Annotated in this window: 19 protein-coding genes; 9 read left to right on the forward strand and 10 right to left on the reverse strand. The window is 41.1% G+C overall.

Translation table 11 applies throughout. The annotated features are described in order from the left end of the window. Positions 1–49: 49 nt before the first annotated feature. A complete protein-coding gene (gene pepT, locus FMM05_RS03485) occupies positions 50–1,294 on the forward strand; it encodes a peptidase T (RefSeq protein ID WP_143371958.1) in 1,245 nt (414 codons plus the stop codon). 4 nt (positions 1,295–1,298) lie between these two features. Further along, positions 1,299–1,877 (forward strand): YdeI/OmpD-associated family protein, encoded by a 579-nt coding sequence (locus FMM05_RS03490; RefSeq protein ID WP_143371959.1) that lies wholly within the window; start codon positions 1,299–1,301, stop codon positions 1,875–1,877. Between the two features lie 27 nt (positions 1,878–1,904). Here FMM05_RS03490 and FMM05_RS03495 read toward each other — a convergent pair whose 3' ends face one another. Genes FMM05_RS03495 through FMM05_RS03510 form a run of 4 tightly spaced genes read right to left on the reverse strand, consistent with a single transcriptional unit; the run spans position 1,905 to position 5,968 of the window. Next, positions 1,905–2,255, reverse strand: coding sequence for a hypothetical protein (locus tag FMM05_RS03495; RefSeq protein WP_143371960.1), 351 nt, complete (start codon positions 2,253–2,255; stop codon positions 1,905–1,907). Positions 2,256–2,261: 6 nt separating this feature from the next. After that, a complete protein-coding gene (locus FMM05_RS03500; protein WP_143371961.1) occupies positions 2,262–2,582 on the reverse strand; it encodes a DUF6572 domain-containing protein in 321 nt (106 codons plus the stop codon). 31 nt (positions 2,583–2,613) lie between these two features. Further along, positions 2,614–3,717: an ABC transporter permease gene (locus FMM05_RS03505; protein ID WP_143371962.1), complete on the reverse strand. Its 1,104-nt coding sequence runs from the start codon at positions 3,715–3,717 to the stop codon at positions 2,614–2,616. A gap of 7 nt (positions 3,718–3,724) precedes the next feature. Beyond that, entirely contained in the window at positions 3,725–5,968 is a 2,244-nt protein-coding gene (locus tag FMM05_RS03510) for a carboxy terminal-processing peptidase (RefSeq protein WP_143371963.1), read from the reverse strand. 136 nt (positions 5,969–6,104) lie between these two features. Between FMM05_RS03510 and surE the strand changes: the two genes are divergently transcribed. From surE to FMM05_RS03535, 5 genes are all read left to right on the forward strand, one after another. After that, complete coding sequence (gene surE / locus FMM05_RS03515) at positions 6,105–6,881, forward strand: 5'/3'-nucleotidase SurE (protein ID WP_143371964.1); 777 nt, start codon at positions 6,105–6,107, stop codon at positions 6,879–6,881. 53 nt (positions 6,882–6,934) lie between these two features. Continuing rightward, positions 6,935–7,378 (forward strand): lipocalin family protein, encoded by a 444-nt coding sequence (locus FMM05_RS03520; RefSeq protein ID WP_143371965.1) that lies wholly within the window; start codon positions 6,935–6,937, stop codon positions 7,376–7,378. Positions 7,379–7,482: 104 nt separating this feature from the next. Continuing rightward, positions 7,483–8,595 carry a lipid-A-disaccharide synthase gene (gene lpxB, locus FMM05_RS03525; RefSeq protein ID WP_143371966.1) on the forward strand — a complete coding sequence of 371 codons (1,113 nt, stop codon included), beginning with the start codon at positions 7,483–7,485 and terminating at the stop codon, positions 8,593–8,595. Positions 8,596–8,671: 76 nt separating this feature from the next. Continuing rightward, the gene (locus tag FMM05_RS03530) at positions 8,672–9,415 is read left to right on the forward strand and encodes a C40 family peptidase (protein WP_143371967.1); all 744 of its coding nucleotides are present in this window, start codon (positions 8,672–8,674) and stop codon (positions 9,413–9,415) included. 30 nt (positions 9,416–9,445) lie between these two features. Then, on the forward strand, positions 9,446–11,458 hold the full coding sequence (locus tag FMM05_RS03535) for a ComEC/Rec2 family competence protein (protein WP_143371968.1): 2,013 nt from the start codon (positions 9,446–9,448) through the stop codon (positions 11,456–11,458). 90 nt (positions 11,459–11,548) lie between these two features. On the opposite strand, the gene FMM05_RS03540 is transcribed toward FMM05_RS03535, so the two are convergent. From FMM05_RS03540 to FMM05_RS03555, 4 genes are read right to left on the reverse strand one after another with little or no spacing between them, the layout of a single operon-like run. Beyond that, a complete protein-coding gene (locus FMM05_RS03540; RefSeq protein ID WP_143371969.1) occupies positions 11,549–12,013 on the reverse strand; it encodes a thioredoxin family protein in 465 nt (154 codons plus the stop codon). A 42-nt stretch (positions 12,014–12,055) separates the two neighbouring features. After that, entirely contained in the window at positions 12,056–13,621 is a 1,566-nt protein-coding gene (locus tag FMM05_RS03545; RefSeq protein WP_143371970.1) for a peptide MFS transporter, read from the reverse strand. A gap of 27 nt (positions 13,622–13,648) precedes the next feature. Beyond that, complete coding sequence (locus FMM05_RS03550; protein ID WP_143371971.1) at positions 13,649–15,277, reverse strand: peptide MFS transporter; 1,629 nt, start codon at positions 15,275–15,277, stop codon at positions 13,649–13,651. Beyond that, entirely contained in the window at positions 15,277–17,451 is a 2,175-nt protein-coding gene (locus FMM05_RS03555) for a S9 family peptidase (protein WP_143371972.1), read from the reverse strand. The genes FMM05_RS03550 and FMM05_RS03555 overlap by 1 nt, the downstream gene beginning before the upstream one ends. 163 nt (positions 17,452–17,614) lie before the next feature. Between FMM05_RS03555 and FMM05_RS03560 the strand changes: the two genes are divergently transcribed. Both FMM05_RS03560 and FMM05_RS03565 read left to right on the forward strand, forming a co-directional pair. Beyond that, complete coding sequence (locus FMM05_RS03560) at positions 17,615–18,967, forward strand: hydroxymethylglutaryl-CoA reductase, degradative (protein WP_143371973.1); 1,353 nt, start codon at positions 17,615–17,617, stop codon at positions 18,965–18,967. Then, positions 18,945–19,856, forward strand: a complete 912-nt coding sequence (locus FMM05_RS03565) for a GYDIA family GHMP kinase (protein WP_143371974.1) — start codon at positions 18,945–18,947, stop codon at positions 19,854–19,856. Before FMM05_RS03560 ends, FMM05_RS03565 begins: the two co-directional genes overlap by 23 nt. Before the next feature lie 105 nt (positions 19,857–19,961). Here FMM05_RS03565 and FMM05_RS03570 read toward each other — a convergent pair whose 3' ends face one another. Both FMM05_RS03570 and FMM05_RS03575 read right to left on the reverse strand, forming a co-directional pair. Then, a complete protein-coding gene (locus tag FMM05_RS03570) occupies positions 19,962–22,061 on the reverse strand; it encodes a peptidylprolyl isomerase (protein ID WP_143371975.1) in 2,100 nt (699 codons plus the stop codon). Positions 22,062–22,160: 99 nt separating this feature from the next. After that, positions 22,161–23,426 carry a hemolysin family protein gene (locus FMM05_RS03575; protein WP_143371976.1) on the reverse strand — a complete coding sequence of 422 codons (1,266 nt, stop codon included), beginning with the start codon at positions 23,424–23,426 and terminating at the stop codon, positions 22,161–22,163. Between the last annotated feature and the right edge of the window lie 2 nt (positions 23,427–23,428).

A 23,428-nucleotide genomic window follows, 5' to 3' on the forward strand; every position in this document is an offset into this window, starting at 1 on the left:
AAAATGTAAATAAATCGTAAATTTGTGCTACAAATTCAAAAAAATTGAAATGCAGCACATAATAGACCGTTTTATAAGCTATGTTACCGTAGATACCGAAAGCGACCCAAACTCTGATACTACACCCAGCACTGCAAAACAGTGGGACCTTGCCAATAAACTTGTAGACGAACTTAAATCCATAGGCCTTGAAGAGGTTACTATAGATGAGAACGCCTATATCATGGCAACCCTGCCCTCTAATGTAGCGCATGATGTGCCTGTTATTGGCTTTGTATCGCATTTTGACACTACCCCCGATTTTACCGGTGCTAACGTAAAACCACAAATTATTGAGAACTATGATGGCGGCGATATTATATTAAATGCCGAACAAAACATTGTACTATCGCCTAAATATTTTAAAGACCTATTACAATACAAAGGGCAAACCATTATTACTACCGATGGTACTACCCTGCTTGGTGCCGATGACAAAGCCGGTATTACCGAGATTGTTACCGCTATGGAATATTTGTTACAGCACCCGGAAATTAAGCACGGTAAAATTCGCGTAGGCTTTACTCCCGATGAGGAGATAGGCCGTGGCGCACACAAATTTGATGTTGCTAAATTTGGCGCCGACTGGGCTTATACTATGGATGGTAGCCAGATAGGCGAGCTTGAATATGAAAACTTTAACGCTGCAGGCGCTAAAATCACGTTTAAAGGTAAGAGTGTTCACCCCGGTTATGCTAAGGGTAAAATGATAAACTCAATGCTTATTGCCAATAAATTTATAACATCGTTGCCTAAAAACGAGGTTCCGGAGCTAACATCAGGTTATGATGGGTTCTTTCACGTTACGGGTATTACAGGCAGTATAGAGGAAAGTGTTGTTCAGCTTATAATACGCGACCATGATGCTAAAAAGTTTAAAAAGCGTAAAAAGCTTATCAAAAAAATTACCGATAAGATTAACCGTAAATACAAAAAACAATTTGGTGGTGATATTGCCATTGCCGAAGTTAAAGACCAGTACTACAACATGAAAGAAAAGGTTACACCTGTTTTTCATATTGTTGATATTGCCGAAAAAGCCATGAAGGACCTGGGCATTAAACCTCTAATTAAACCTATTCGCGGCGGTACCGATGGCTGCCAGCTAAGCTACATGGGCTTACCGTGCCCTAACATTTTTGCGGGTGGGCATAACTTTCATGGTAAGTACGAATACGTGCCTGTAGAGAGCATGCAAAAGGCTACCGACGTGATTGTACGCATTGCCGAGCTTACCGCCAAAGCAAAAAAATAATACCGTGGAAGCGCCTAAAAAGGTTTGGGATAAAAACAACCAGTGGACTGCCGAGCTGGAAGTTTTAAAAAGCATTATCAACCGCACCCAATTGGTAGAAACTACCAAATGGGGCGGTATTGTTTATACCTCTAATGGCAAAAATGTTCTGGGTATAGGTGGCTTTAAAAACTTTTTTACCATTTGGTTTTTTAAAGGGGTATTCTTAAAAGATGAAGCCGGGGTATTGGTAAATGCAAACGAAGGCAATACCAAATCGTTAAGGCAGTTGCGGTTTGCCAATATAAATGAAGTTGATGAAAAGTTAGTGCTCAATTATATTAATGAGGCTATAGAGGTAGAAAAAGCGGGGCTTGGCATTAAGCCGCAAAAGAAAGAAACCATTGTACCGGAATACCTTCAGCAGCAACTGGATGAGGATAGCATACTTGCCGAGGCTTTTGCAGCTTTCTCACCCTACAAGCAAAAAGAATTTTGCGAGTACATAGCCGAAGCCAAACAGGACAAAACCAAACTGGCACGCTTTGAAAAGGTAAAACCTATGATATTGGAAGGCAAAGGGCTAAATGATAGATACAGGTAAAACTACCTGCCTGCAAACAAGCCTCAATTACTCCTCCATATCCCTATCCCACAGCATGAGTATTTCCGTGGCTTTTTGAGTTATCAGATGCCAGTTAGGGTCGGCCAATAATTTATCATCCGATAAGTTAGCTTTAACATACTCATGAAGAACCCTTTCCATCCTGATCATGTTAGAAAGCAGCTCCCTGCTCCCTTCCTCATTTTCGATTAGGTAAGAAATGAACGTTTCAAACTCTAAGTCAAAAAGCCTGTTTAATATTTTATTACCTGATAAAGTAGAACCAACCCACTGCAATTTCTGACCTTCTAAATCAGCAATAGCTGCAAGCGAATTATAAATTTCCTTTTTCCAGGCATCAATTTGGTATTCTGTCATTTGTGATTATTTTAAGTGATGATACTGAAAATCAAACCCATTATCTTTCAAAAAAATCTGTGTTTGATTTAAAAAATCCTCCGCAATGGCATCTGTTAAATATTTAAAAACCAGCTGTATCCTGATTTTTTTGCCTACCGCACTTGGATAACTTTCGTAGATTTGACCGTTTTGCAATACATCTAAATACGCGTTAATCTTCTTTTGCAAAATTAAAAGATGCAAATTATTCTCATCCCACTCCAGATGGTCGTTTATTGTAAGCACAACAACATCATCGGAATCAGTACTAATTGCGTCGATAACATCTTCATTATCCACAGCCATATTTAATTAATTTGAAATATTGGTACTAAGTCTACTCACTTTTAACATCCAGCGCATCCCTTAAAGCATTACCCACCATCATAAAGGCAAGTACTAATAAAAGCATGGCAACACCGGGTGCCAGTGCAAGGTACGGCTTACCCAGGATTATATAGTTGTAATGGTCTTTAATCATACCGCCCCAACTGGGTACAGGCGGCTGCGCACCAAGCCCTAAAAAGCTAAGGCCACTCTCTACCAATATTGCCGATGCAAAATTAGCAGCGGAAATTACTATTACCGGTGCCATACTATTGGGCAATATATGGTTAAAGATAATTCGCCTGTTGCTGTACCCTAAAGCACGCGCTGCCGTTACAAACTGCATTTGTTTAATGCTCATTACCTGCCCCCTAACCACACGGGCAACTTCTACCCACATGGTAAGTCCAACAGCCACAAAAACCTGCCAGAAGCCCTTACCAAGTGCCAGGGTGATGGCTATAACCAATAACAGCGTAGGTATACTCCAAATGATGTTAACCAGCCACATTACAAAGGCGTCTATCCTGCCGCCGTAATAACCTGCAATAGCACCGAAAAAAATACCCACAACCAAACTTATAAACACCGCCACAAAGCCAATGGCAATAGAAACACGTGAGCCGACTATTAACCGGCTTAATAAATCCCGTCCTTGGCTATCGGTGCCTAATATAAATTCTTGTTGTTTGATGTATTCTTTTTCAATCGTAGCGGGAGCTGCCTTAAATTCTGACAATGCAACGGTTTTGCTAACCGCAAGGCTCGGCTCATCGGTATATTCGTAATACGTAAGGCTATCGCCTTTAATATCGTATTTTAAGATCGGGATTTTCACATCCGGGTTCGGATTACCTGTAAAGTAGTGACTGAATTTAAACTCTGCACCTTCAGGTTGTGGAAAGTGCAGCATCGTTACCGTAAAACCCGGCGATTTGCTGTGTATGGCGAGGTCGCCCCAATTGGCATTCTCCGATTTCTCCGGTGCCAATACATAGGCAAAAATGGCAATGAGCGCCAACACTACAATAAGCCCTAAACTTAAAACGCCCCAAAAGTTCTTCCTGAACTTTTGGAGCGCTAAGCCTGTAAGCGATCTACCGGTTTGAGCCATTCGCTTTTTATCTTGTTTTAACCAGTTTATCTTTTTTATTTATGCTGGCTGCTGATTTTGCTGCTGCCGGTTGCATGTCGTCCAGCACGTTAAGCGCTTCTTCTACATAAATATCTTTAGATAAGCTTTCGTACCATCTTTCTTTTTTCTCAGCCAGGGCAGGGTCTTTTTTAAATATTTCCTGCTCATACGGAAGCGCTTCAAATTTAAGCTCGTTCTTATAGCTGTTAAGCGCCTTGAATTTTTTAGCTATCTCTTCTGTTTTAGCAAGCTCTGCCTTAAACTTCTCAATATTAAGATTAAAGGTATTATCGTCTTTTTTGTCGAATATCCAGTGGGCATTTTCATCCATCAGTTTAAACTGAGGGTTGGCAGCCATACGTTTTTTACTTTTGTCTACTACCGAAGCAAAGTTAGCTTTAAACGGTTTATAATCAGCGGCAGCTATCTTATCATAAGGTAGTGCATTATCAATATCACGCTCACCCATATCAATATAAGAATATTTATCCGGCATATTGATATCGCTGGTAACACCTTCCCTTTGGGTAGAGCCACCGTTTATCCTGTAGAACTTCTGTGTAGTAGTCTTAAGGGCTCCAAGGTCGCCAAAGTTATTACCGCGTACAAAACGGTTAAGGTCGATGATATTCTGAACCGTACCTTTACCATAAGTATGCTTGCTACCTATAATAACACCACGATGGTAATCCTGAATTGCAGCTGCAAATATCTCCGAAGCCGAAGCCGAGAAATTATTTACCATTACCACAAGAGGGCCATCCCATTGTACTTTAGGATCCGTATCACTAAGCACCTCGGTAGTACCGCCTGCACTTCCATCGGCAGCACGGCTGCGCACCTGTACCACAGGGCCTTTATCTATAAATAAACCTGTAATATCTACAACTGTTTTAAGAGAACCTCCACCGTTGTCACGAAGGTCGATTATAAGGCCTTCAACGCCTTGCTTTTTAAGCCTTTCAACCTCTACAGCTACATCTTTAGCAGCATCACGGCTGTCTTTATTTTCAAAGTCAATATAAAACTTAGGCAGGTTGATGATACCGTACAGCTTGCCGTCTTTTTTAACAATGCTGGATTTTGCATAGGTTTCTTCAATCTCAACCACTTCCCTAACAATAGGAATCACTTTAATAGAGCCGTCTACTTTTTTAACGGTAAGCCTAACCTCAGTACCTTTAGGGCCTTTGATTTTTTTAACCACGTCGTCAAGTCTCATACCTGCAATATCTACAGGGTTTTCTTTGCCTTGCGCCACTTTCATGATAAGGTCGCCCTGTTCAAGGTCTTTACCCCTCCATGCCGGTCCGCCCGGTATAAGTTCAGAAATCTCTACATAATCACTTTTTTTCTGAAGCCTTGCACCAATACCCTCAAGGGAACCCCTCATGCTGGTATCAAATTTCTCTTTATCATCCGGAGCGAAATAGAAAGTGTGCGGATCAAAACGCTCGGCAATAGCATTAAGGTAAATGCTAAACCACTCTTCGCGTTTTAATTCTTCAACAAAATCAAAATATTCGTCTAACGATTTAAGGGTGCTTTCACGGGCCTCTTTTTCAAGTTCAGCAAACGATTTTTTCGTGCCGTCGGCTTTTTTATCGTCTATCTTAGGAGTAGTATCCGGCACTTTCTCACCATTTTTAAGCTTATCGGCAGGCGTATCCTGAAGTTTTTGCTTATCGGTAACTGTAGAAAGTACAGATAACTTAAGCTGTTTTTCCCAACGCGTCCTTAGTTCAGCATCGTTCTTAGCATACGGCTGGTGCTCGTAGTCTACATTAAACTGTTCGTCTTTACTAAAGTCAAACGGTTTGGCAAGGATATCTTTATAGAAACCTGCACTCTCCTTAATCCTCATAACCAACCTGTTGTAGGTAAGATCAAAGAAAGAAAGGTCGCGCTTATTTATCTGCTCGTCCAGTTGGGTTTCATATTTTGCAAATTCGTCAATATCAGCCTGGGTAAAAAACCTTTTGCTTGGGTCAAGATTTTCCAGGTAGCTTTTATATACACCTTTCGAGAAATTATCGTCTATAGCTGCCGGGCTATAGTGGCCTTTTTCTATAACAAAGGTTATCAGCTCAATTAAAAGCTGGTCTTTTTCTGGGTCGTTTTCTTTTTGCTTGCCCGGTATAAGGGTAAAGCTAAACAGCGCGCCGGCCAACAGGACAACAATCGCTACTATTTTATAATTTCTCTTCATAAAACTTAAAAAGGCATTCATTTTACTTCTTGTATAACATTACACATTAAAAAGCGTGCCAAAATTCCATCTGCGGGCATCTTTCTATACGGCGCTTCAAAAATGCGTATTTTAGCAAACGTAAAAGTACGATTCTTATTTTTGATTTTACTAAACTATGAAAAAAAAACCATTAATACTGGTAACTAACGATGATGGCGTTACCGCACCCGGAATAAGAGCCTTAATAGCAGTAATGAAAGAAATTGGCGACGTTGTTGTAGTAGCACCAGATAGTCCGCAGAGCGCCACAGGCCACGCCATTACCATAAACAACACCCTATACATCAACAAAATTGATATTGACCCGGACATTGAAACCGAATACAGTTGCAGCGGCACCCCGGTAGACTGCGTAAAATTTGCCGTTAATGAGATACTGCACCGCAAACCCGACCTTTGCGTTAGTGGCATTAACCACGGCTCTAACAGTTCTATTAATGTTATTTACAGCGGCACCATGAGTGCTGCGGTAGAGGCCGGTATAGAGGGCATTCCCGCAATTGGTTTTTCACTTTTAGATTATAACTGGGATGCTGATTTTGAACCGGCCAAGCCTTTTATCAAAAAAATCACCGAAGAAGTACTGGCCAACGGCCTGCCCGAAGGTGTGATATTAAACGTGAACATACCCAAACTTCCCCAAAATCAAATTAAAGGAATTAAAGTGTGCCGCCAGGCTAAAGCCATGTGGCAGGAAAAGTTTGATAAGCGCACCAACCCAATGGGCCGCGATTATTACTGGCTTACTGGAAAGTTTGTAAATATGGATAAGGGCGAAGATACCGATGAATGGGCTTTAGCCAATGGTTTTGTATCGGTAGTGCCCGTTCAGTTTGACCTTACCGCCCACCATGCCATACAGGGATTGAATAATTGGGGAATGAATGAGTAAAAGCAACGCAACCTTTGTTAGTTTTTGGCATCTTGCATAAAACCAATCAACCTATGAAAAAATTAATCTTACTTACAGCAATAGCTGCTTTCGCTTTTACGTCATGTAATAATGATGACGACAATAACGAGGTTTCGCTTTTTGGGACATGGAAACTTACCAAAGCTACACTTAATGCCGGAATAGACCTAAACAATGACGGAACCGCCTCTACCAACCTTATTACAGAATCAGGGTGCCTTAACAACTCTACCGTTATTTTTACCGATGATGTTGCATCAGCAATCCTAAAAATGCAATCAATAGATGTAACCGAAGAAGATAATGGCGATTACACGGTATTGTGCGAAGACGGCGTAGATGAATATTTACCATTTACAGTATCTGGCGATAATGTTACCCTTACGTCTGACGGGGTAAATGTAATTTTTGTAAAAAACGGCAACAAACTAACAACAGGTATGGATGGCGCTATACTTGAGTTTACAAAACAGTAAATCTATATGTTACGTATTATGCAAATGCCTCCTCTAATGGAAGGCATTTTCTGTTTTAGCCATCTCGTTAAAAAACCTTATTTTTGCTCTATAAAGTATCGTACATGAAATACTACATTATTGCAGGCGAGGCCAGCGGCGACCTTCACGGGGCCAACCTTATGAAGGAACTTTTTAAAAAAGACCCTGATGCCGATATACGCTTTTGGGGCGGCGACCTGATGCAGCAAACCGGCGGCACGCTCGTAAAGCACTACCGCGACCTGGCATTTATGGGTTTTGCCGAAGTAGTGCAAAACCTTAAAACGATACTTAACAACATTAAACTTTGCAAGGCAGATATACTGGCCTTTAAGCCCGATGTTATTATTTTTATAGATTACCCTGGCTTCAACATGCGTATTGCACAATGGGCCAAGCCGCTGGGCTTTAAAACACACTACTATATATCGCCGCAAATTTGGGCCTGGAAAGAAAACCGCATCAAGGCCATCAAGCGCGATGTAGACCACATGTATATTATCCTGCCATTTGAAAAGGAGTTTTACGAGCAAAAACACAATTTTGCCGTAGAGTTTGTAGGCCACCCGCTTATTGATGCCATACACAACCGTAAAGTTGCAGACCCAGCACAATTTAAAAAAGATAACAACCTTGATGACCGCCCGATTATTGCCCTGCTGCCCGGCAGCCGTAAACAGGAAATTGCCAAGATGCTCAGCCTTATGCTATCGGTAGTTAATGATTTTCCTGATTACCAATTTGTAATTGCTGGTGCGCCGTCTCAGGATTATGAATTTTACCAGCAGTTCCTCACTAACGAGCGTGTTCACTTTGTAGTCAACCAAACGTATGATCTTTTGAGCATTGCTTATGCCGCTTTAGTAACATCGGGTACTGCCACTTTAGAGACCGCACTTTTTAAAGTCCCGGAGGTAGTTTGTTATAAGGGCGGATGGATATCCTACCAGATAGCAAAACGCATAATTACGCTTAAATTTATCTCTTTGGTTAACCTGATTATGGACAAAGAAGTGGTAAAAGAGCTCATTCAGGGTGAGCTGAACAAAAAAAATATCAAAGCAGAACTGTTAAAAATATTAACACCACAATATCGCGAAAACCTCCTGAAACAGTACGATTTACTGGAAAAAAAATTAGGTGGAAGAGGTGCCAGCGAGAAGACCGCGAACTTAATAATCAAACATTTAACATAGTTTCTTAAAATTTATATAAAGGTAATTCGTTATATTTGTAAAAACACAACAGTCGAATTTGATAAAATAAAACGTTTTGAGAAACCTCCAGTCCCTACCCCTTTTATTGCTTTTATTATCTTTTGGAGCAAAAGCCCAGATAGTAACTTCTAAAAAAGAAGCCCAGCAAAAAGGCACTTACGCATACAACGAAACAGCAGTTAACAGCCCGGCCCAGGCCATTGCAGCGCAAAAAGCTGCAGCAACCTCCCAGGTTTTATTTTTAGACAATGATGTAGTAGTTGTAGATGAGCAGCCTGCAAAGGTTAAGGAAAAGACAAAAGGAGGCCCAAACAAGCCTGTTGCCCCAGCGGCAAAGAAAAAGAAGCGATTAGTTGTTAATGATGCTCCGGACCCGGACTTTGTTCCTTCCCCTACTGAAAATTATTTTGCCGCACAAATAGTAAACAATGCCATGCAGTTTGAAGGCGTTCGTTACCGCGGCGGTGGTACTACTCCCGCAGGTATGGATTGCAGCGGTATGGTTTATGCCACTTTCCAGATATTTGATATTACACTCCCAAGAAGTTCTGCCGACATGGCCGCTACAGCCGGCCGCGAGATAGACCTTAAAGAAGTTAAAAAAGGCGATTTACTGTTTTTTGACAACAACCCTGGCAGAAGAAGAATTAACCACGTAGGCCTTGTTACCGAGGTAACGGATGATGGCGAGGTTAAATTCATACATTCTTCTACCAGCCACGGTGTTATGGTATCCAGCATGAGCGAACCATACAACAGCCGTACTTTTGTTCAGGCAAACAGGGTTATAGAAGAGTAATCCTTACATTTCAATATCCGCACCCGTTTTATGATATTGAAATACCCCGTAATTCCCATTACATTTTTTATTGCACTTGGTATAGCAGCCGGATATTATATTCAGCCGGGCATAACAGTTCCCGCTATTATTTTAGTTCTGCTCTTCGCTTTAATGGTGTTTGCATATCTCAAGGCCAATACAACCTTAGCCCCATCCCCATATTTCGCAGTTACGACGGCACTTTTTGCCTTTATTGCAGGTGGCACTGTACAACAACTGCATTTTAGCACCAACAACCCCCTTCACTATTCTCATTTTTTACATTCGGAAGACATTCCTGTAATTAAAGGTGTTATAAGCGAAAGGCTTAAGCCGAATGAATTTTCTGAGAAATATTATTTTGAAGTAAAAGCAGTCAATAAGCAATTGGCAACAGGCAAAATGCTCATTACAATTGACAGACAGGAGAAATTACTTCATGCCGGAGATGTGATTATCATTGCTTCCGACCCGAAATTTATTACACCCGCCCTAAATCCCTATCAGTTTGACTATTCTGCCTATATGCGCAAGCAGGATGTTTTTCATCAGCTAAAGCTGAAGGACAATTACATAAAAGCAGGCATTCAAACCGATTTTAACTACCATATACAAAAATTTCGCAACACGCTCATAAACAGCTTTGCCCTACATAATTATAGTGCACTAACTATGAACATGATTAATGCCCTGCTTTTTGGACAGCGGCAGGACATGGATAAAGAAACATCCTACAGTTATACCAATGCAGGTGTTGTACACATACTCGCGATATCAGGATTGCACTTTAGTTTGCTATTCTTTACCCTCAACTGGCTCTTAGGTCCGCTTAAAAGATTTAGGCATGGCTATGCGCTGCACTTTGCCATCATTATCGGGCTAATGTGGTTCTTTGCGCTTATTACAGGTTTATCGGCGTCTGTTGTGCGTGCAGTGGTAATGTTTAGTTTTGTACTAACAGGAGAACTCATTAACCGAAAGGCCAATATTTACAATTCGCTTGCGGTATCCATGCTCGTGCTACTGTTAGCAAAACCCAACTTTTTATTTGATGCCGGTTTTCAGCTCAGCTACCTGGCAGTATTTGCCATAGTGGCGCTACAGCCCATATACAACAGGTGGGGCCGGTCTAAATACTGGGTTATCAACTTTGCCAAGGATACGGTTGCCATCTCCTTCATAGCACAAATAGGTGTACTGCCGCTCAGCCTCTATTATTTCAACCAGTTCCCGTTATTGTTCCTGTTGGCTAATGTTATTGTAATACCGCTATCAAACATAATTTTAGGATTAGGCCTTGTAACCCTCCTGCTTAATCTTATCTTTCCGCCGCTTGCACTATGGGTTGGCAAAGTCTTAGAATTTTTAATTCAGGTAATGAATGGTTTCATTAAATGGGTTGCCTCATTTGAAAGCCTTGTGTTGAAAGATATCCCTTTTACCCTGCTGCTTAACATTACGCTGTACTTAACGCTTACAATGGCTGTATATTGGCTTTACAGGCAGACCTATAAACGTACTGCTGCCTTGTTATGCGCTGTAATTGTATTGCAAATTGCATATATGGTAACAGCATGGCAGGCGCAGCATAGCGAAGAGTTGGTTATCTTTCATAATTACAAAAATACATTGCTGGCAAAAAAGCAATTAAACCGGTTAACCGTAATGAGCACCGATAGCATTGCTGCCATTAACCCTATTATAAAAGCATATGCAAAAGGCAACTTTAACCCTACGATAAAAGCAATGCCATTACAAAACGTACTTTGGTATAAGGGGCATACTATTTTAGTGATAGATAGCATCGCAGCGTATACCCCAAACCTTAAGCCCGAAATACTCGTGCTGACACAATCGCCTAAAGTAAATTTAGAGCGCGTGTTACTACAACTACAACCTAAAGAAGTAATTGCCGACGCCACTAATTACAAAACCTATATAGCCCGATGGGCGGCAACCTGCCGTAAACAAAAAATCCCTTTTCATGCTACTGCCGAAAAGGGATCTTATAGTGTTCGTTGATTTGTTGATTTGTGTATTCGTTACTTTGGATCACCCGTAACTGATAATCCCTTTTATTGAAGAGTATTAACAAATTACCGAATAACCAAATTAACTCTTTTTAATGATCTTGTTTGCACCATCAAGCCACGGTGTTGGGCCTCCGGCTACATAACCGGTGCTTCCTAAAGCATCGAAAGCAATTTTGCCTTCTGAATTTTTAGAAGCTTTGGCAAACCAAACTGTTGGATAGCCTCGCACCTTAAAAAATTGGTTAAGCTGTGCATTTTGGTTTTTAATTTCCGGCGATTGGGCTGCCCTCCTCGGGAAATCCAGCTCTACCAAAATTACGTTCTCTTTAGCCCACTTTGCAAACTCAGGTGTTTTTAGCACCTCTTTTTGCAACTTCATGCACCAGCCGCACCAATCGCTGCCAGTAAAGAACATAAGTAATGGCTTTTTGGTTGATTCACTTAGGCTCGTAGCCTTTGCAATATCGGTATGCCATTCCAGTTCCTGTGCCTGTGTGCTAAGCGCGCCAAAAGCAATAAACAGTATCACTAATAATTTCTTCATAATCGTAATAATTTAAAACGGGTAACCAAAAACAGTGCCGGATTATTTAACCCCGTGCATCAATCTTTTAACCAATGGATGTAACGCCGTAATAACAACACCTAACCCAATTGGCACCGCCGTAAATATAAGGAAAAATGTAGTAAGCGAATATTTAGACGTGATCTCTTCTATCATACCACCCATCGAGCCTGCAATTTTGTTACCCATTGCAATAAACAGGTAGTAAACTCCAAACATCATACCTATCCAGGCACCCGGAACCAGCTTACTAACATAAGACAATCCTACCGGAGAAATACAAAGTTCGCCCATTGTATGGAAAAGGTAAGCCAATATAAGCCATACCATGCTAACCCTTACAACTTCGGCATCACCGGGAACGATAGACATTGAGCCATACGCAAGGAAACCGAAACCTAAACCCAGCAGCACCAACCCAAGCCCGAACTTAATAGCACCGGGCAGGTTGTATTTGCTTTCCCACCATTTAGAGAACAGTGGCGCAAGGGCAATAATAAATAATGAGTTAAGGATACCAAACCATGTAGCGGCAACTTCTGTAGTATCGGCAGAAAACTCCCTGTTTACCCTCCATATTACAAGTGCCCAAATAGCAGTAAAACTTGTTGCAAGAACAATGTTACCAACTGTAAATCTTTTAAACGTTTTGCCAAAAAGAGCGAAAAGAACATAAGTAATAATAGCTACGGGAGCTATGGTAAGTATGGCATCTACAATTTTATATATCATACCTGCATTACCTGTAAGTACGCGTTGTGTATAGCGGTCTGCAAAAATAGTCATCGACCCACCGGCCTGCTCAAACGCTGCCCAGAAGAAGATGGTGAATATTGAGAATATAAATACTACAATAAGCCTGTCTATTATTATTTTCTTAGGCGTTGCTTCTTCAACAACTTCTTCTCTTTTAAGCTGTTTTGTTTCTTTAGGCGAAAGTCCTACATCGCCGAAAATCTTTTGAGTAAAGTAAAACTGCATCATACCCAAGAACATAAAGATACCTGCAAGGCCAAAGCCCCAGCTGTACGATACTTTTTCGCCAATATAACCACAAAGCAATATACCAAGGAAAGCACCAGCGTTAACACCCATGTAAAATAATGAGTATGCACCGTCTTTCTTTTCAGGGTGGGCTTTGTAAAGATTAGAGATCATCGAAGTCATATTAGGCTTAAACAAACCGTTACCTACCATAAGGCACCCAAGGCCTATGTATAAAAACGTTTCGGTTTCCAGCGCCATACTTGCGTGGCCCAGTGTCATTACAAGGGCACCAAGCAATACTGCCCAACGGTAACCCAAAAGCCTGTCGGCGATAAGGCCGCCTAATACCGGAGTAAGGTAAACGCCCATTGTATAGGTACCATAAAGGCCAAGAGCCCTCTCTGTAGTCCATTCCCAACCCGGGTTAATACCTGTTAACGGAGACGTTAAGAAAAGTACCAGCAAGGCGCGCATACCGTAGTATGAAAAACGTTCCCACATTTCTGTAAAGAACATTACGAATAAGCCTGCCGGGTGGCCAAGTACGCTCGACTCCGCATTAAAAAAGTCGCTTTGATTTGTTGTCGTTGTTGTAGACATATATAGTTATTAGTTGTATTTACAAATTTATTTAACCTCCTGCATGAGCTTGCGTACCAGCGGAGATATTGCAATAAGTACCACACCCGCAATAAGCGCGTATATCGCCAATTGGTAATAGCCATCGGTATAGGTTATAAGCTTTTGCTGAAGCGAATCGCCCTCGCTGCCGCTGGTTGATAAGCCAGCCCCTAATATACCTGCAACATACTGCCCGTAAGCACTTGCAAGGAACCACATACCCATCATAACGCCTTGTAACCTTTGCGGCGAAAGTTTTGTCATGATCGATAAGCCTATAGGCGAAAGGCAAAGCTCGCCAAAAGTAATTATAAAATAGGCAACTACAAAAACATCAAGGCTGGCAATGCCCGATGCTACTTCAAAAAAGCGTGTGGTATAAAATGTGTAAAAACCTCCTGCAAGGAATATAAACCCTAAACCGAATTTAATTACTGTGTTAGGCTCAATTTTCTTTTTCGCCATTGCAAGCCAAACAAGCCCAACAATAGGTGCAAAAATAATTACGAACACTGAGTTGGCTGCGTTGTTAACCCCGTTAGGGTCAAGCGTAATGGCACCCGCAACAACATTATCAAGGTTTTTTGCGGCGAAGATGCTCAAGGAGCCTCCACTCTGTTCAAAAAATGCCCAGAATATTATTGAGAACACAATGAATACAAGGGCGGCAATAAGTTTTTTACTTTCTTCCCAGGTATGTTTTGTCATTTCGTATCCCAAGTATACAAGTGTAAGCGGACCTATAGTATACATAAAATAATCAGTATACTCTGTTTTGGCAACCATAGCCATAATAACAGGTATTAAAGCTAATGTTAACGCATACACAGCATATTCATACCAGCTTTTGCCGGAATTTACTGTTACAGCAACTTTACCAGGTTGTTCCGGTTTTATGGTTCCAAAGCTATCGGTCTCGGTAACACTTTTAACGTTACCATCTTCACTTTTAAAAGGCGATAAACCAATAGGCCCTAATGTTTTTTGTGTGAAGATAAACGTGATAAGGCTTATTGTCATTACCACACCGGCAAGGCCAAAAGCTACATTCCACGTTAAGTGTGGCGGAATGATATTGCTAAATAACTGTCCTTTACCTATGGCAATACAGGCATAACCACCCAAAAGAGCACCTATGTTAATACCCGAATAGAACAATGAGAAACCGGCATCGCGGCGGGCATCGCCCCTTTTGTAAAGTGAGCCTACCATGGTAGAGATATTCGGTTTAAAGAAACCGGTACCAATAACCGTAAAGCTAATCCCTAAAAAGAAGTTGCTTTCAGGGAACGGGTCGAACGCTAAAATGGCGCTGCCTATTATCATTAAGAATCCACCCCAAAAAAGCGATTTCCTAAACCCCAGTATCTTATCGGCAAACAAACCACCTATAAACGTAAAAGCATATACAAAAGCCTGCGTAGCACCATACTGAAGATTGGCTTGACTTTCGCTCATGTGTCCGCCTGCTTCCAATATAAGGTGGGTTATCATAAAATAAGTAAGTACACCCCTCATGCCATAGAAGCAAAAACGCTCCCACATTTCAGAAAAGAATAGTCCCCACAGTTGTTTTGGATATTTACCTTCAAAATTCTGAATATCCTCTAAGGTTACCGCAGTAGTTTTACTCATTATAGTTTCTCTTTAATAAAGTTGGTCATTTTTGTGTAAAGCTGCAGCCTTGTAGCGCCGCCGTATATACCGTGGTTCTTGTCGGGGTAAATAGCCCAGTCAAACTGTTTGTTGGCCTGTACAAGTGCTTCTACCATTCGCATGGTATTTTGTAAGTGTACGTTATCATCTGCACTTCCGTGGATAAGCAGGTATGAACCTTTTAGCTTAGATACATGGTTTATAGGCGAATTTTCATCATACCCCGATGCATTTTCCTGAGGCGTTTGCAGGTACCTTTCGGTATAAACCGAATCATAAAAACGCCAGTTGGTAACCGGTGCCACGGCAATAGCCATTTTAAATACATCAGCACCTTTTAAAATACAATTGCTGCTCATAAAACCACCATAGCTCCAGCCCCATATACCTACACGGGCAGGATCTACATATGCATATTTTACAATTACTTTTGCAGCATCTATCTGGTCTTCCACTTCATATTTGCCCAGTTCTTTGTATGTCACTTTTTTAAAGGCAGCACCTTTGTAACCCGTACCACGGCCATCTACACAGGCAACAATATAGCCTTCCTGCGCCAGCATATAATACCAGTAATCGTTAGTATCGTTCCAGTCGTTAGCAACCTGCTGAGAGCCCGGCCCGCTGTACTGGTACATTAATACCGGGTATTTTTTATTAGGGTCAAAGTTTTTAGGTTTGATAAACCATGCGTTTAGCTGGTGGCCTTTCTCGGTAGTAATAGTTGTAAATTCCTTTATAGGAATACTGTATCCCGCCAGTTTAGATTTAAGCTCTTCGTTATTTACAATTTCCTTTACCTGCTTGCCATCTTTAGCACTATTTAAAGTGAAAGTAGTAGGCTGCGTTGCGCTGGAGAAAGTATTGATGAAATAATCAAAATCAGGGCTAAAAATAGCACTGTTTGTTCCTGTTTGATTTGTAAGCCTTACTTTATTTTTACCATTAAGGTTAATGCGGTACACATCGCGGTTGATAGAGCCATTTTCTACCGACTGGTAAAAGATATTACCGGTCTTATCATCAAAGCCATAATAAGCCGTTACCTCCCAATTGCCTTTGGTAATCTGGTCTAACAACTTACCGGTTTTGCTGTAGTGATAAATATGATTGTAGCCGTCTTTCTCGCTGGTCCAGATAAAGCTGTTATCGTTAAGGAAAGTAAGGTTATCAGTAACATCAACATAGGCCTTATCCTGTTCGTTAAGCACAACAGTTGGCGCACCACTATTAGCATCCACAAAAATAAGGTCAAGATTGTTTTGATGGCGGTTTATAACCTGTGCACTTAGGATTTGGGCATCGTTAGTCCATTTTATTCTCGGAATATAAAAATCAGAATAATTGCCCAGCTTAATCTCTTTAGTAGTACCGGCCTTCACATCATATATATGTAACGATACCGTTGAATTTTTCTCGCCAGCCTTAGGATATTTAAAAGTCTGCGTATCGGGGTATAGATTGTCGCCATAAATTTCCATGGTAAATTCAGGCACGGCAGTTTCATCAAAGCGTATGTAGGCTATCTTATCTCCCGATTTATTCCAGTCGTATGCCCTTACAAAAGCAAACTCTTCTTCGTAAACCCAGTCGGTAATACCATTTATAACAGCATTCTTTTTCCCATCAGTTGTAATTTGCTTAGTAGCTTTAGAAGCAACATCATACACGTATAAGTTATTACCTTTACCATAGGCCACTTTTGTGCCGTCTGCACTAAACGTCGGCTCCTGCACTTTATCACCTGATAACTTTACAAGAGTTTTTAACGATATATCGTAAATATAAAAATCGGCTAAAAAAGAGTGCCTGAAAATTTGCTCACTACTTGTTGCTATCAGAATTTTCTTTTCATCAGGGCTAAAGGTGTAACTGTCAATACCGTCTGCCAGTTCTTTAAAACCTTTGGTATCTACAAGCGTGCCCACTTTATTAAGTGTAGCAAAATCATACAGGTCTATCTGATTGGTACGGGCACTACGGTTTGTGTTTAGCACCGTATACTGGTTGGTATTTTGCATAGCCTGGAGGTCATCCATGCCTTTTGTACGAAAAGCTCCACTCCAGATTTCCTGAAGCGTTATTTTCTGTTGCGCAAAAACTGGCGATAACGCCAATAAAAACAATAAAATCGAGTTTTTAAGGTATTTCATTTTTCAGTTCGTAAAAAACTCCCAATTTTAGTAAAATTTTATGAATTAACCGCTGTTTTTTTAGTTAAATGCATTTCGGTATTTTTTGCAGTAGTATAAATATTGGCAAATGCCGCATGTATAGCCTATCTTTGCGGCTCACTATTATTTTAAGGCACTGAAAATGAGCAAAGCAATAGCGGGGTTTAGCAAACTTAGCAAAGAACAAAAGATAGACTGGCTGGCAAACGAATATTTTGAAAGCCCCACCGAAGCCATCGCTTTATTAAGAAAATACTGGAATACTGATGATGGGGTGCAAAAACTGCACGACGAGTTTATAGAAAACACCATCTCTAATTTTTACCTTCCGCTGGGTATTGCACCAAATTTCACTATTAATGGCCGTGAATATACCATCCCGATGGCTATTGAGGAAAGTTCTGTAGTAGCAGCGGCATCTAAATCGGCTAAGTTTTGGGCTACGCGTGGTGGCTTTAAAGCCACGGTACTGAATACCGAAAAAATAGGCCAGGTTCACTTTATGTATACCGGAAGTGCTGAAAAACTGGCCGCTTTTTTTGAAGCTACCAAACAGGATTTTTTTACCGATACCGAAACCATTACCAAAAATATGCAAAAACGCGGCGGCGGTATATTAGATATCGAGCTTCGTGATAAAACAGCGCTTATACCTAATTATTACCAGCTTCATGCAACGTTTGAAACAGTAGACAGCATGGGCGCTAATTTTATAAACTCCTGTTTAGAGCAATTTTCTAAAACGCTGCGTGAAGAAGCGTTACTCTATACTTCTTTTACCGAAGAAGAAAAACACATTCAGGTGGTTATGAGTATTCTCTCTAACTACGTTCCTAATTGCGTGGTGCGTGCCGAGGTGTCCTGCCCGGTAGCCGACCTTAACGAGGACAGGAACATTAGCCCTGAAGAGTTTGCAACCAAATTCATAAACGCAGTTAAGATTGCTGAAGTTGAGCCCTACCGTGCCGTTACGCACAATAAAGGTATTATGAATGGCATCGATTCGGTGGTTGTGGCAACCGGTAACGACTTTAGGGCTGTAGAAGCAGGAGTACATGCTTATGCTGCCCGAAACGGACAATACAGCAGCTTATCGCACGCTAAAGTAGAAAACGGCATCTTTACCTTTTGGGTGGATGTTCCGTTAGCTTTAGGTACTGTAGGCGGACTGACAACGTTACACCCGCTGGTTAAATTCTCGTTAGAGATGTTAGGCAACCCATCAGCTCAGGAACTAATGCAGATAGTAGCCGTAGCCGGACTGGCGCAAAATTTTGCAGCATTACGATCACTTACCACCACAGGCATACAGCAGGGCCACATGAAAATGCACCTTATGAATATCCTTAACCAGCTTGAAGCATCTGATGAAGAAAAGCAACAGGCTGTTAAGCATTTTGAAAAACATACTGTGAGCCATTCGGCTGCTGCCGATTTTGTAAACCAATTGCGAACCATAGACCCTACCCGCATTGAAGAAGACTTTTTACAGTAACGGCAAACTGCTTATTACAGGTGAATATACCGTGCTTGATGGCGCGCAGGCTTTGGCATTGCCCACAAAATCTGGGCAATATTTAGAGGTTGACTCTACCAATAGCGGCATCATCAAATGGGTTAGCCATGATGCAGATAGCAGTATTTGGTTTAATGAAGAACTACCTGTTGAAGCAATACTTTCCAACCTGCCATATACAGATAAACCCGAAGTTATCACCCTTATAAACATACTCCACAAAGCACACGTGGCAAATCCTGATGTACTGCAAAACAATAATGGGTTTGATGTTAAAACAATCCTTACTTTCCCAAGGCATTGGGGATTGGGTACTTCTTCTACTCTGATTAATAACATTGCACAGTGGTTTGGCATTGATGCTTACACATTGCTTGCTGAGAGTTTTGGTGGCAGCGGGTATGATATTGCCTGTGCCCAAAACAATACTGCAATTACCTATCAGCTAAAAGATGGTTTGCCTGTAGTCAGCCCGGTTAGTTTCGATCCGGCATTCGCCGATAACATTTGGTTTATCTATTTAAACCAAAAACAAAACAGCCGCGAGGCTATTGCAGCGTACAGGGAACACCGTAAAGACATTGCTCAAATCATTACGCGTATAGACATCCTAACTAACGATATACTGCTTGCAGGAGACTTACAAACGTTTTCATCTGCTTTAGAAAAACATGAAGTGCTCATGAGTGGGGTACTGGGAATTGCGCCGGTACAGGAACGGCTATTCCCCGATTTTAAAGGCGTAGTAAAAAGCCTTGGTGCCTGGGGTGGCGATTTTGTAATGGCTGCATCCAAAGATAACCCAACCCAATATTTTTCAGACAAAGGCTATACCACTATCATTCCTTATCGTAAAATGATACTTTAAAAATCGCATATTGTTTATTGCCAATTGTATAATAAACGAACATAAAACAAAATGCCCTCGCTTAGTAGCGAGGGCATTTTTTATATCCTTGAAAAGATATTTGGCTTAGTTAAACTCAAACCTGTTATCTTCAATATCTGCATTGTCTTTAAGAGCAGTAGAAAGCCTTGTTTCTACACCGCCCCTACCCTGGCCGTTAAGCCTTGTAGTGATGGCACTAAAGTTAGTAAGTGCAGCAGCGTTTTCAACGCTCTTAGCCCTTACCATAAATACACCTGCTTCACCTTCTATAAGGCCAGAAGTTTTTCCGGCAGCAAGTCCAAATGCTTTACCTACAACTTTCATTTCAGGGCCAATACCGCTTATCATTGGGTTAGCCATGCTTAAGCCTGTAGCCAAAGCAACAGTAGAACCTGATTTTTGAGCAACAGCCTCTAAGGTAGATCCTGTCATTTTAGCTTTTATAAGTGCCGCTTTCTTTTGGTTACGTACTATTGGCAACACACTAACTTTAGCTTCTTCTATAGGAAGAAGGCCTTTTTCGTTAATATTTTTAAGCCTTGCAACTACGTGGCCTTGCGGAGTGTCAAATTTCTTAACATCGCCTACTTTAGTATCGTCAGAGAATGCCCAGCGAACAATTGGCCTTTGCGCACCAACACCCGGTATGTTCTCGTCGTTAGCTTTTAAGCCGTTAGCAGGAGTAACAGTGTAACCTAATCCTTTAGCAAGATCTGCAAGAGGTTTCTCTCTTGAATCCATTTCAAGCTTAGTAGCTTTTGTAAAGTTAGCATCGGTAGTAGCCTCAGTAGGCTGTATTTTTTGAGCAATAGTAGCAACCTGTACAGCATCTTCTTTATCAAGAATCCTCATTACATGGTAACCAAAATCAGTTTCAACAACGCCGGTTTTACCTTTAGGGCTTGCAACGGCAAAGTCTTTAAATTCTTTAGCCCATCCGCCATCAGGAGTTACATCATAAACACCACCGTTTTGTACAGCACCCGGATCATCAGAGTTTGTCCTTGCCAACTGGTCTATAGCAGCTGGGTTAGCATTAACCTGAGCAAGGTAACCATCGGCAATAGCCTTAGCTTCTTCTTTAGTCCTTGTAATACTTGCAGCAGCCCTCATAGCGCCTTTGTAAGCCACAAGTACGTGAGATACTTTAGTGCTTGCACCCGGCTTTCTGCCAGTTACCCTGTTAAGCATGTAGTAACCGTTTAACACATACGGACCGTAAACCTGGCCCGGAGCCAAAGCAAATATTTGCTCTGCATGCTCTAAAGGCAATTGTTTTTTAGTAACGTAAGTAGTATCATATTTCATTTCAGAATTTGCATTTACAAACTCTTCAACGTTTTTAGCAGCACCAAAACCGGGAACGGTATCGTTAGCTTTAGTCTCGTCGTTATATTCAACTTTAGCAACAAGAAGTCCATCAATGTTTTTCTTCATCTCAGCCTCATCAGCAGGAGAAGGTTTATTGTCAATGAATACAAATTCGATATCGCGTGATGCTTCGGCTTTATATTTCTTCTCGTTTTTCTTCATATAATCTACAAGTTCCTGGTCAGAAACCTTAACCTGGTCATCGTTTATGCTGTTGTAAGGAACAAAAACATAATCAAAGGTAGCTTTGTTATTTTCAAGCTTGTAAGTAGCCTGGCCCTCTACATTAGTAGTAAAGTAACCTGCCTTAAGCATGGCAGCATATAACTGCCTTTTAGCAGAAGCCTCTACACTTGGCCTTTCGCTTTCAATCGCCTGGTATTGCTGCGGGTTTGTAGTTTTCATATTCACAAGGAATTCATTGAATTTCGCTTTGTCAAATTTGCCAAGCGCATTCATGAACTGAGGGTTTTGCCCAACCATCTGGCCGTACATATCCAGCACGTGGTCTCTGCCTACCCTTATTCCGGCTTTATCAAATCGTTCCTGGAAAAGAACTTTTTGCACTTCGTATTCCCATACATTGTTTGCAGCCTGCGTAGGACTAATGCCCTGCTGACGCGTTTGCATGTTGTTTACGCTTTCAAGAAACTCTTTTACAGGGATATCTGTCCCGTTTACGCTTCCTACATTTTTAGTAACGCCAAATCCGCCGCTGTTTATAATATCACCTATTATAAAAGCTAATAAACAGAAACCGATAACACCTATCAGTAAAATTGAACGCTGCCTTATTTTAGATAAAACCGCCATGTGTATTTGTTGTTAAAATTTTAATTCAGTGGGCGAAAATACAATTATATGCTTAATAATAAAAATAGTGAGCTTATTTTTTAAAGAAGTTTTATTTTTTTATTTATTCCTTGACGCAATCATTTTTATAAGCTCTATTTTTTTGCCTGATGCCTGCTCTATAATCACAGTCAAACCGCCTATCTCCAAAGTTTCACCCGCTTGCGGAATCTCCTTTGCATGATGCACTATAAACCCACCAAGCGTGGCATAAGCATCCGTTTCAGGGATATTTAAGCCATATTCTTCGTTAATATAGGCAACATCAAGCCGTGCCGAGAATAAAAACGCGCCATCTTCAAGCCGTTCTTCGGCGAGTTCTTCTTCCTCATCATGCTCGTCTTCTATCTCACCAAAAAGCTCTTCTATAATATCTTCTACAGTAATTATACCTGCCGTACCTCCGTACTCATCCAATATTACCGCCATGCTTTTACGCCTGCGGGTAAGCAGGCTCAGCAGTTCTTTAATATAAATAGTTTCAGGCACATACTCTATACCTATCATTATTTGCCGAATGGTTTGCGGTTTTTTAAAAAGCTCAAACGAGTGTATGTAGCCAATAATATCATCCATAGTCTCACGGTACACCACGATCTTGCTGTAATCGGTATCTATAAAAAGCTGTTTAAGTTCACTTACAGGATCGTTTACCTCTACGGCCTCAATCTCGGTACGCGGAGTCATAATATCACGCGCTTTAAGCCCGGAAAACTCCAACGCATTCTGAAATATCTGTATTTCAGAATCTACCTCTTCATTATCGTTAGCACCGGTAAGCTGCTCTGTAATATACGTACCCAACTCGCCACGGCTAAAATTGCCACGGTCTTCGTGGGCTTTTGTACGCAGTATGTTTACAAGGATAAAATCGGATACCGCCATAATACATATTGCCACCCTGCTAAAAACCACATAAAAAACATAGGCCGGTATGGCAAGTGCCTTAATTAACGTATTAGCATACAACTGAAAAAACACTTTAGGCACAAACTCTGCCGTAAGTAATATAATACCTGTAGTAACAGCAATTTGTATAAGCAACTGGTAGCTTAGTGGCATATGGGTTTGCTGCATGCCAAACCATCGTAGTACTGCCCCACCCATGTAATACCCATAAATTACAAGCGCTATACTGTTACCAATGAGCATCGAGGTTATAAACCGCGTAGGATTTTCGGTAAGGCGGGTAAGAATTTTTGAAATGAGGGTAAGCTGCTTTTTTTCTACACCAAGGTACACCTTGTTAGACGAAACATAAGCAATTTCCATACCCGAGAAAAAAGCGGAAAACAATAGGCACCCTATGATTATAACCGCTTCCATAG

Source organism: Flavobacterium zepuense (genome assembly GCF_007097145.1).
GTDB lineage: Bacteria > Bacteroidota > Bacteroidia > Flavobacteriales > Flavobacteriaceae > Flavobacterium > Flavobacterium zepuense.